The 9553-nt window shown below is 62.9% G+C and carries 11 protein-coding genes and 2 pseudogenes; 3 read left to right on the forward strand and 10 right to left on the reverse strand.

The features are described 5' to 3' along the window. Both G3436_RS23460 and G3436_RS23465 read right to left on the reverse strand, forming a co-directional pair. Positions 1-331, reverse strand: a 331-nt coding sequence (locus G3436_RS23460; RefSeq protein ID WP_338001310.1) for a DUF4880 domain-containing protein, incomplete at its 3' end; no start/stop codon positions are given. Positions 332-374: 43 nt separating this feature from the next. Beyond that, positions 375-875 (reverse strand): annotated as a pseudogene (locus tag G3436_RS23465) (sigma-70 family RNA polymerase sigma factor). A gap of 158 nt (positions 876-1033) precedes the next feature. On the opposite strand from G3436_RS23465, the gene G3436_RS23470 reads away from it, so the two are divergent. Next, on the forward strand, positions 1034-1294 hold the full coding sequence (locus tag G3436_RS23470; RefSeq protein ID WP_163950082.1) for a type B 50S ribosomal protein L31: 261 nt from the start codon (positions 1034-1036) through the stop codon (positions 1292-1294). Positions 1295-1315: 21 nt separating this feature from the next. On the opposite strand, the gene G3436_RS23475 is transcribed toward G3436_RS23470, so the two are convergent. Further along, the gene (locus G3436_RS23475) at positions 1316-1753 is read right to left on the reverse strand and encodes a hypothetical protein (RefSeq protein ID WP_163950107.1); all 438 of its coding nucleotides are present in this window, start codon (positions 1751-1753) and stop codon (positions 1316-1318) included. A gap of 104 nt (positions 1754-1857) precedes the next feature. Then, entirely contained in the window at positions 1858-2082 is a 225-nt protein-coding gene (locus G3436_RS23480; RefSeq protein ID WP_163950085.1) for a DUF6434 domain-containing protein, read from the reverse strand. Positions 2083-2215: 133 nt separating this feature from the next. Between G3436_RS23480 and G3436_RS23485 the strand changes: the two genes are divergently transcribed. Then, positions 2216-2839 carry a cell wall hydrolase gene (locus G3436_RS23485; RefSeq protein ID WP_163950088.1) on the forward strand — a complete coding sequence of 208 codons (624 nt, stop codon included), beginning with the start codon at positions 2216-2218 and terminating at the stop codon, positions 2837-2839. 13 nt (positions 2840-2852) lie between these two features. Here G3436_RS23485 and G3436_RS23490 read toward each other — a convergent pair whose 3' ends face one another. The 4 genes and pseudogenes from G3436_RS23490 to G3436_RS23505 all read right to left on the reverse strand — a co-directional run bounded on the left by G3436_RS23490 (position 2853) and on the right by G3436_RS23505 (position 6986). Further along, on the reverse strand, positions 2853-3683 hold the full coding sequence (locus tag G3436_RS23490) for a hypothetical protein (protein ID WP_163950090.1): 831 nt from the start codon (positions 3681-3683) through the stop codon (positions 2853-2855). Between the two features lie 81 nt (positions 3684-3764). Further along, positions 3765-5174 (reverse strand): GntR family transcriptional regulator MpaR, encoded by a 1410-nt coding sequence (mapR, locus tag G3436_RS23495; protein ID WP_163950093.1) that lies wholly within the window; start codon positions 5172-5174, stop codon positions 3765-3767. 39 nt (positions 5175-5213) lie between these two features. Then, positions 5214-6625, reverse strand: a pseudogene (ccoG, locus tag G3436_RS23500) (cytochrome c oxidase accessory protein CcoG). Positions 6626-6746: 121 nt separating this feature from the next. Next, on the reverse strand, positions 6747-6986 hold the full coding sequence (locus G3436_RS23505; protein WP_163950096.1) for a DUF3203 family protein: 240 nt from the start codon (positions 6984-6986) through the stop codon (positions 6747-6749). 145 nt (positions 6987-7131) lie between these two features. Here G3436_RS23505 and G3436_RS23510 point away from each other — a divergent pair, with 145 nt between their 5' ends. Next, on the forward strand, positions 7132-7656 hold the full coding sequence (locus tag G3436_RS23510; protein ID WP_163950099.1) for an MgtC/SapB family protein: 525 nt from the start codon (positions 7132-7134) through the stop codon (positions 7654-7656). Between the two features lie 529 nt (positions 7657-8185). Here the strand turns inward: G3436_RS23510 and G3436_RS23515 are convergent. Next, positions 8186-9085, reverse strand: coding sequence for a hydroxymethylglutaryl-CoA lyase (locus G3436_RS23515; RefSeq protein WP_163950102.1), 900 nt, complete (start codon positions 9083-9085; stop codon positions 8186-8188). Between the two features lie 20 nt (positions 9086-9105). Then, positions 9106-9507 (reverse strand): MerR family transcriptional regulator, encoded by a 402-nt coding sequence (locus tag G3436_RS23520; protein WP_163950105.1) that lies wholly within the window; start codon positions 9505-9507, stop codon positions 9106-9108. Positions 9508-9553: the final 46 nt, after the last annotated feature.

The raw sequence follows: 9553 nt of genomic DNA on the forward strand, positions 1-9553 counted from the left end.
GGCGTTCACCGCTGGCGGTGTGCAGGTCGGCCATCAAGGCGGTGCCGGTGTCACTGCGGGCGGCCAGCCACAGGCCGCCACCGAGCAACCCCAGGCCGCCGATGGCGCGCAGCACGTCGCGGCGGGTAGTGCCGGGCTGCATCAGTACCCGGCGGGCTTCCCCGGCCTGGCCAGGCAGGCGCTTTTCCAGCGCGCGCAAGGTGCCGAACGAGCTGCCCAGGCGTTCCTGCAGGCGGCACCAGGCCTGGGCATGCGCCGGGTCGCTGTGCAGCCAGGCGTCGAAGCGTGCGTGCAGGCGGGTGTCGTTGCGGTCGGCGCTCAGGCGTACCATCAGTCGATGGCCTGTTCGCCCGCAGGATCCAGGCGCGGCGTGTTCATGGTGTCATCTCGGCCACGTAGCACTGGCGCAGGGCCTGCTTCATGTAGCGGCTGACGGTACGTTCGGACAGTTCGAGCTTGCGCCCGATGTCCACATAGCTCAGGCCATCAGCTGGCTGTACAGGAACGCCGCCTTGACGATGGCCGGCAAACCGGCCAGGGCGCGGTCGATGGCCACCAGCGCTCGACCAGCAGCAGCTGTTCTTCGGGGGAGGGGGCAACCTGCTCGGGCAGGCTCGACAGGCGTTCCAGGTAGGCGCTTTCCAGCTGGCGGCGGCGATGACGGTCGAAGATCAGCCGGCGTGCGATGTCGACAGGAAGGCGCGCGGTTGCTCGATGCTGTCCGGGTCGACCCGTGCTGCCAGCAACTGGCAAAAGGCTTCGGCCGCCGTGTCTTCGGCGTCGGCGCGATTGCGCAGGCGCTTCTGGATATGCTGCAACAGCCAACGGTGATGGTCGCTGAAGAAGAAGCCCAGCTTGGAGGAAGGCGTATGCACCAGTGAACCACCCGAAAGTGAATGTGAATTGTTCTCAATGCTACAGGGTCGATGTGCGTGTGTGTAGCCTGTGAATGCGCTGTTGTTGACGGGTGTTGAAACAGGAACCAATATCATCTACATTTGGTTACTGTATAACATTCCACAAGTGAGGCATCATGAAACCTGGCATCCATCCCGATTACCGCCCGGTGCTGTTCCACGATATTGGCGCCAATGCATTCTGGCTGATCGGCTCGACGGTCGGCACCAGCAAGACCTACACCCACAGTGATGGCGTGAGCTACCCCTACGTTGCGCTGGACGTGTCCAGTGCATCGCATCCGATCTATACGGGCCAGGAGCGCAAGGCCAAGTCCGAAGGGCGTGTGGCCGGTTTCAACAAGCGCTTTGCCGGGTTTGCCGGCAAAGGCAGCTGAGGTGCAGCCACGGGGGCAGGGTCAGGCAGCGGCCTGGGCCTGCAGTACCAGTTGACCGTCGACCTCGTTGACCAGGCCGCTGGCGACCAGCAATGGCACCAGGCGCTTGTGCAACTGGGGCTCGACGAATGCCTTGATGGCGTCGAGGTCCAGCTGCCCGCTGACCTCGAGTTCGGCCTTGGTGTATGACAGCCAGGCTTTCTTCAGGGCCATCAGCACGTCGCTGGCGGCGGTGGTGGCGAAGCGGCGGTGGGCCATCTGGCCCTGGAAGTCGAAGGTGTGGCGGTGCACATAGCCGCTCTCGTCGTTGCTGCTTTCGAGGCAGCGGCTGCAGGCGCAGGCGCCATCAGCGAATGCGGCGCCCAGGTAGGTGTTGAAGTCCACCACGGGCTTGAGGCCCAGGCGCTTGTCGACTTCGAACAGGTCGCCGGTCGTGTTCGCATCAGCATTCAACGTTATTTCCTCACAGTCATGCGGTAGGTTTTCAGGGAGTGAACAATACCAGCCGGGGCGAGTTGTGGGTACTTTTCGGGCGTGGGCAGCCTTGTTTGTCCGGCTTGAACTCAAGGGGCGCCAGTGCGTTCGCCATGCCGGCGCCGCCACTCGTCCACCACATCCCCCAACGTCCTGGCCGTACCCTCGACAATCCACCTCATCAACGCCCGGTCAAACTTGAAATCCTCCCCACACTGCTCACGCAGAAAACGCCGCACGTTCTGGGTGTTGCGGTAGTGCCGGTCTAGCGGTGTCTGCCGGCTGAGCACCGCACCATGCCAATCAAATGCCATGCCTGAGTTCCTTGCGTTGTTTGAGGGTTTCACCGGGCAACTCCTTGAGTGCGCGAGTTGCCGGGGTAGGGCGGCGCGAACCTGCGGATGCAGCTAATGTGCAGTAATCAGAGGCAAATAAGAAGGCTCTCTCATGCGCTCATTCGCTGCTGTCTACCGCGGTGTCGTGCTGTTGATTGCGCTGCAGGCGGGCGTTGCGGTAGCGGCCGCGCCCGCCGCTGCAGTGGCCGAGGACAAGGCCCAGGTGCTGGAGCACAAGGCGGCCGAGCAGGGCGATGCGGCAACCGTGCCCAAGGGCGAAGCGATTACCCGCACCGAGGTGCAGGCGGTCGATCCCCAGGGGGCCGCTGCACTGGACGATGCAATCACCTGCCTGTCGCGCACGATCTATTGGGAATCCAAAGGCGGCGCGGCGGCGGATATGGAAGGGGTGGCCAGCGTGGTGATGAACCGCCTGGGGCACGAGGGCTTTCCGGACACGGTGTGCGATGTGGTCAAGCAGGGCGTCAAGGAACGTACCTGCCAGTTTTCGTGGTGGTGTGACGGGCGTTCGGACGATGTGGAGGAGGCCGTGCAGTACACCCTGGCCAAGGAAATCGCGCGCAAGGCATTGAACCAGCAGTTGACCGACCGCACCCGCGGGGCGATGTACTTTCATGACCGCAATGTTTCGCCGGCCTGGGCGAAGGAGTATGTGAAGACCACCGAGACGCCGAAATTCCTGTTCTACAAGCCGCATGGCGGCGAGGCGCGGTGATCACCCGGGCGGCTCAGGTGCAGCCTGGGTAGACGCTGCACTGGCGACCCTCCATCTCGAAGGTACTGAAGGTTTGCTGGCCGTATCCGCAGGTGCTTTCGCCGATGCCTTTCCATGGTGAAGCGCAGGGCTTCATGCCGTTTTCGACGGGCATCCAGTGGCTCGGGTACAGGGGCCACTGGGCCTCGCTCAGGCGGTAGATCAAGCGCAGGTCGGTGTGTTTGAGTTGGTCGAGGGCGACGTTGATGTCCGAGCCCCGCCCCGTCGAGGTGCGCTCCTGGGGCTGCCATTGGGTATCGGCGGCCAGGCAGTCGATGGCTTTGCGCAGCAGGTGCCGAGTGCTACCAGGCACGATGTGAAAGGCCGTGCCGCACAGGCGGCGCACCATCACTTCATCGTCGGGCGCGCGCAGGGCGCCATTGCTGCCGGGCATGGGCGGCATCACGTTGATGTCGCTCATGCTGAGCAGGCCGTCGGGCGCGACCAGGCTCACCGTGATGCGCTTGAGGTGCTGGGTGCAACTGCCGATGTGGTACGCCAGTGGCACCTTGAAGGTGAGGGTCTGTGCGCTTGCGCGTGCCTGACCTTGCTCGCTGCGGCTTTCGTTGCGTCGGGCGTGGGAGCCGCCGCTGGCGGGGCTGTAGTAGGTGCATTGCTGTGGATCGGCAGGTGCGTAACTGGCGGTGTAGGTGACAGCGTGGCTGGCGGGCACCTCGGTGATCAGCGTGGTGCGGCTCAGGCCGTAGTGGCTGGTGGCACCTGCCGCGCTTTCCTTGGCAATGAAACCGACGACGCTGCAGGCGCTCAGCAGGGGGAGGGCGAGTAGCAGGTACGGCAGTTTCATCAAAGGGCCATCCGTGGGCAATGGGGGGGGCGATGGTGCGTGATTGCGCACGTATGGGCAAGGGGGCGCTGCGCCAGCCCCCTAGAACGATCGCACAATCCTGCCCAACGTCTCCATTGCCTGTTCCGACTGCTCGCTCCACGGGCTGCCGTAGTTGAGCCGGATGCAGTTTCGAAAACGCCGCGTCGGTGAGAAAATCGGACCCGGCGCAATGCTGATGCCTTGCGCCAACGCCATCTGGAACAACTTGAGCGAGTCCATCTGCTCCGGCAACTCCAGCCACAGAAAGTAACCGCCGCTTGGGTGGCTGACCCGCGTCTGCGCCGGAAAATGCCGCGCAATGGCCGCCAGCATGGCGTTTTTCTGCTCCTCCAGCGCATAGCGCAAGCGCCGCAGGTGACGGTCGTACCCGCCGTGTTGCAGGTAATCGGCAATCGCCGCCTGCGCCGGCATCGAGGCACACAGCGAGGTCATCAGCTTGAGCCGCTCGATCTTCTGGGCATAACGCCCCGCCGCCACCCAGCCGATCCGATAGCCCGGCGCCAGGCTCTTGGAAAACGAACCGCAGTGCATCACCAGGCCATCGGTGTCGAACGCCTTGGCCGGCTTGGGCGCCTGCTGGGCGTAGTACAGCTCGGCGTATACATCGTCTTCGATCAACGGCACCTGGTGCTCGTGCAACAGCGCCACCAGTTGCTGCTTCTTTTCTTCCGGCATGCTCGCGCCCACCGGGTTCTGGAAGTTGGTCATGCACCACACGGCCTTCACCGGATGACGCTCCAGGGTCTGTGCCAGCACCCCAAGGTCGATGCCTTCGCGCGGGTGCACCGGGATCTCCACCGCCTTGAGCTTCAGGCGCTCCAGGATCTGCAGGCAGGCATAGAACGCCGGCGCCTCGATGGCCACCAGGTCACCTGGTTCGGTTACCGCCTGCAGGCACAGGTTCAAGGCTTCCAGTGCGCCGTTGGTGATCAGCAGCTCTTCCATTGGCAGCATCAACCCGCCCACCATGTAGCGCAGGGCGATCTGGCGCCGCAGTTGCGGGTTGCCCGGGGACAGGTCGGTGACCACCATGCGCGGGTCCATCTCGCGGCTGGCACTGGCCAGCGAACGCGCCAGGCGCGGCAGCGGGAACAGGTTGGGGCTCGGGAAGGCCGAGCCAAACGCCACCGTCTGCGGGTCCTTGATCGAGTCGAGGATCGAGAACACCAGCTCGCTCACATCCACTTCGGTGGACTCGCTGGCCTGCTCGATGATCTGCGGTTCGCTGAACTGGCGCGGTGCATGGGCATTGACGAAGTAGCCGGAGCGCGGCCGGGCCCGGATCAGCCCGCGACGCTCCAGCAGGTAGTACGCCTGGAACACCGTGGACGGGCTGACGCCGTGGGTCTGGCTGGCATAGCGCACCGACGGCACGCGCTGGCCCGGGCCAAGTACGCCGGAGCGGATCAGTTCGGCAATGTCGTCAGCGAATTTCTCGTAGCGTTTCATCATGGCTCTGGGCAGTCTGGCTCAGCGGAGTGTATGTGATCAGCGGTTCAAAGGTGCGACAAAGCGGCTGCGCGCAAGGCTGCGCACGTTCGGCTCGTCGCTGTCGATGAGCGCGAAGCTGATGTCCTGGGAGCTGCTGGCAGCGCGGTCGGCGAGCATCGCCACCGACACCGGCACTTCGCTCATTTCGCCTGCCGCCAGGCTGAACGTGGTCTTGCCGTGCAGCTCGAAGCCGTCGGCATCCACCAGGCGCAGGTGGTAGGTCTGGGGCTGCTGGGTCTTGTTGATGACCTTGAGGGTGTAGATGTTCTCGATCTGCCCCTGGGCGTTCTCGCGGAACAGGCCACGGTCCTTGATCACGTCCATCGACACCATCGGGCGCTGCTGCAGGGCAAGGATCAGCGCGCCGATCATCACCACCAGCACGGTCACGTAGCCCAGCAGGCGCGGGCGCATCCAGTGGGTGACACCGCCCTGCAGCGTGTGCTCGGACTTGTAGCCGATCAGCCGCGCGGGTAGCTCATCTTGTCCATGATGCTGTCGCAGGCGTCGATGCAGGCAGCGCAGCCGATGCACTCCATCTGCAGGCCGTCACGGATGTCGATGCCGGTAGGGCACACCTGCACGCACATGTGGCAATCGATGCAGTCGCCCAGGCCCTGGGCCTTGTGGTTGGCGTCTTTCTTGCGCGGCCCGCGCGATTCGCCGCGCTGCGGATCGTAGGCCACGGTGAGGGTGTCCTTGTCGAACATCACGCTCTGGAAGCGTGCGTAGGGGCACATGTGCATGCACACCGCTTCGCGCAGCCAGCCGGCGTTGATGTAGGTGGCGCCGGTGAAGAACAGGATCCAGAACAGGCTGACTCCACCCAGTTGCAAGGTGAACAGCTCTTCGGTCAAGGGGCGGATTGGCGTGAAGTAGCCGACGAAGGTCAGTGCGGTCAGCAGGCTCACCGCCAGCCACAGCGTGTGCTTGGCCGAGCGTCGGGCCAGTTTGTTCAGGCCCCAGGGCGCCGCATCGAGCTTGATGCGCTGGTTGCGCTCGCCTTCGGTGATTTTTTCGCACCACATGAACACCCAGGTCCACGAGCTTTGCGGGCAGGTGTAGCCGCACCACACGCGGCCGGCGAACACGGTGATGGCGAACAGGCCAAAGGCGCAGATGATCAGCAGTGCCGACAGCAGGATGAAGTCTTGCGGCCAGAAGGTTGCGCCGAAAATATGAAATTTGCTGTCGGCCAGGTCCCACAGCACGGCCTGTCGGCCGTCCCAGTCCAGCCAGACGGTGCCGAAAAACAGCAGGAACAGAAAACCCGCGCCAGCCAGGCGCAGGTTTCGAAACAAGCCGGTGAAGCTGCGGGTGTGGATCTGTCTGTCGCTGCTGGCGGCCTTCTTCTTGAACGTGGAAGGCTCGGCAATTTCAACGATTTGGACGGGGATGCGTTCGCTCATGGTTCGTCGCTCATCAGGCCTCGATCAGGCCAGAGCACTATGGCGCCGCATCTGTTTGCATAACAGGTTCAGGTATCTGCATAAAAACCGTATCAGATAGACACTCGAAGCCTTGCAACCCTTAGATAATCGAGCCCTCCTCGGTGTTCTTCAAATGCCTGCGACCATCCACCGCACCTGCCGACGTGAGTGCATCGGCCTCCTGTTCGGTGATCGGCATGCGCTGGCCGGCCAGGGTGGCTACCGACATGCGCAGGCTTTCGTCGGTGACGATGGTCACCTCCCGGGCCTCGCCTTCGATGTGCATATTGTCAGCGATCAGGGTACAGCGCTGGGTGGCTTCGTCGATTGCGATAGGCATGGCTGCTTCCTCTGTGCAGGGGGCTTGTTGCTGTGACCTTCAGCGTGCTCAGGTTGCTGGGCGCACCTGATAAGCGGTCGTGGCTGCACTTGCCGGCAGCGCCGTTGTCCATGGTTTAACCCCCCCTGAATCTGGACGCAAGCCCATGGACGCCTGGTGGCATCAAGTCTGGTCGACCCTGATCGCGGAATTTGCCGATATCACCGATGCCAAGCAACTGACACAGGTGACGGTACGCTTGTTGATGGCAGCGCTATTGGGTGCTGTACTGGGCTTTGAGCGGGAAATGAAGGGCAAGGCGGCGGGGGTGCGCACCCACATGCTGGTGGCGATTGGTGCGGCGCTGTTCGTGCTGGTGCCACGTATGGCGGGTGCCGACGATGCGGCCTTGAGCCGGGTGGTCCAGGGCATCGTTGCCGGCATAGGCTTTCTGGGGGCGGGCACGATTCTCAAGGGCAGGGATGGCGATACAGGCCATGTGAAAGGCCTGACTACTGCGGCGGGGTTATGGATGACTGCGGCTATCGGTGTGGCCGCGGGCATGGGGCGCGAGGCCACGGCACTCGTCAGTACCGTGCTGGCGTTGCTGGTGCTGGGGCTGATGCCGTGGGTGGTCGATCGGCTGGAAACCGAGAAGCCTGGGCCAGATGCAGAAGACGAGAAGCACTGAGGGGAGCCTGGGCTCCCCTCAAATGTTGTTGCGTGCTCTTTTTATTATTGGAGGGTGGTCTATTGTTGTTTTTGGCGACCCTTGCCTCTTGATGCGGTGCGACCCCCATGCGGGGTCAAGAGCAAACGTATTTTTTTGAGCGCTGATCGACTTTTATCATTGCTGATCCAACCGAGACGGGCGCTACCTTGGGGTAGTTTTATTGTTCTCTGTCAGGTCGCGGGGCACGCCCCCGAAAAGCCATCCACTTCAAAAAAATCTGTTAGCTTCGCCTCTGCCGTGTTGTTCTTGTTATGTCAGAGCCGTTACGTCTTATTTTTATTGGGTGTTTCGTATTTCTTATTGTTGTTGTACGAAAGATATAGCAGGTGCCGTGCCAACTTTTTAAAACTCAATAAAATCAATGACTTGTACGAATTCGAAAAAAATCCGTCCGAGAAATTATGCCGATTTGTTTCCGTGTTACCCGGTTTTTCCCTGTCAGGTGTGGGGGCGGTAACACTCGCCCCCTGGTCATTGCTGTTACCGCTTACTGTCCGCTGCGTGCCCGCGCTACCCGTGCACCGCTGGTGCGGCCGAGCACGGCGCTGATGCGCTGGCCTGCAGCTATCAGCCTGTCCAGGTCGATGCCGGTCTCGATGCCCAGGCCCTGCAGCATGTAGAGCAGGTCTTCACTCGCCACGTTGCCGCTGGCGCCCTTGGCATAGGGGCAGCCGCCCAGGCCAGCGACGGAGCTGTCGAACACGTTGATCCCTTCGAGCAGGCTGGCGTACACGTTGGCCAGCGCCTGGCCGTAGGTGTCGTGGAAATGCCCGGCCAGTTCGGCGCGCGGCACCTGCGCCCCGACCACCTCGAACAGGCGGCGAGTGGCGCCTGGAGTGCCGGTGCCGATGGTGTCGCCCAGCGACACCTCATAACAGCCCATGTCACGCAGTTCACGCGCGATCGGGGCGACCTGTTCGGCGCTGACCTGGCCTTCATAGGGGCAGCCCAGTACGCAGGAAATGTAACCGCGTACCCGCACACCGTGCTGGCGGGCGGCGTCCATGATCGGCACGAAGCGTTGCAGGCTGTCGCTGATCGAGCAGTTGATGTTGCGCTGGGAAAACGCTTCGGAGGCCGCGGCGAACACGGCCACTTCCTTTACGCCTGCTGCCAGTGCGTCTTCGAAGCCGCGCAGGTTGGGGGCCAGTGCGGCATAGGTAATCCCCGGTTGCTGGCGGATGTGGGCAAACACCTCGGCGGAGCCGGCCATTTGCGGCACCCACTTGGGCGAGACGAAGCTGCCCACTTCTATGTACGCGACACCGGCGTCGGTCAGGTCATCCACCAGGCGCACCTTGTCGGTCACGCTGATGGGTTGGGCTTCGTTCTGCAGGCCGTCGCGCGGGCCGACTTCGACCAGGCGCACATGGGTGGGCAATGACATGGCAAGGGTTCCTGTGGGCCTCAGTGGCCGTTGATCTGATTGTTCAGGGTGGTGGCCAGTGCCTGCTGGCAGCGTTCTTCGGCGGTATCGAGCTCCAGTTGCATCTGCTGGATGTCGAGCAGTTGCTGTTCGAGCTGCGACCTGCGCTCGGCGATTTTCGCCAGCATGCTGTGCAGTTGCTTCTGGTTGCCGCTGGTGGGGTCGTAGAGCTCGATCAGCTCGCGGCATTCGGCCAGCGAGAAACCGATGCGCTTGCCACGCAGGATCAGCTTCAGGCTGACCTTGTCGCGTGCCGAATAGACGCGTTCCAGGCCGCGTCGCTCGGGGCTCAGCAGGCCCTGTTCCTCGTAGAAGCGAATGGCGCGCGTGGTGATGTCGAGCTCGCGGGAAAGGTCGGAGATGCTGTAGGTCTGGCTGCTCATTGCGGGGCTCGGGAAAGGGCTATGTCGTCTAACCTACTGGCTGCTT

The organism is Pseudomonas brassicae, from assembly GCF_010671725.1.
Classification (GTDB): Bacteria; Pseudomonadota; Gammaproteobacteria; order Pseudomonadales; family Pseudomonadaceae; genus Aquipseudomonas; species Aquipseudomonas brassicae.

Bases quoted from the DNA above. Each gene is read 5' to 3' on its own strand.
- G3436_RS23470 (WP_163950082.1), top strand. From the start codon at position 1,034: ATGAAACCTGGCATCCATCCCGATTACCGCCCGGTGCTGTTCCACGAT.
- G3436_RS23480 (WP_163950085.1), bottom strand. From the start codon at position 2,082: ATGGCATTTGATTGGCATGGTGCGGTGCTCAGCCGGCAGACACCGCTA.
- G3436_RS23485 (WP_163950088.1), top strand. From the start codon at position 2,216: ATGCGCTCATTCGCTGCTGTCTACCGCGGTGTCGTGCTGTTGATTGCG.
- G3436_RS23490 (WP_163950090.1), bottom strand. From the start codon at position 3,683: ATGAAACTGCCGTACCTGCTACTCGCCCTCCCCCTGCTGAGCGCCTGC.
- mapR (WP_163950093.1), bottom strand. From the start codon at position 5,174: ATGAAACGCTACGAGAAATTCGCTGACGACATTGCCGAACTGATCCGC.
- G3436_RS23505 (WP_163950096.1), bottom strand. From the start codon at position 6,986: ATGCCTATCGCAATCGACGAAGCCACCCAGCGCTGTACCCTGATCGCT.
- G3436_RS23510 (WP_163950099.1), top strand. From the start codon at position 7,132: ATGGACGCCTGGTGGCATCAAGTCTGGTCGACCCTGATCGCGGAATTT.
- G3436_RS23515 (WP_163950102.1), bottom strand. From the start codon at position 9,085: ATGTCATTGCCCACCCATGTGCGCCTGGTCGAAGTCGGCCCGCGCGAC.
- G3436_RS23520 (WP_163950105.1), bottom strand. From the start codon at position 9,507: ATGAGCAGCCAGACCTACAGCATCTCCGACCTTTCCCGCGAGCTCGAC.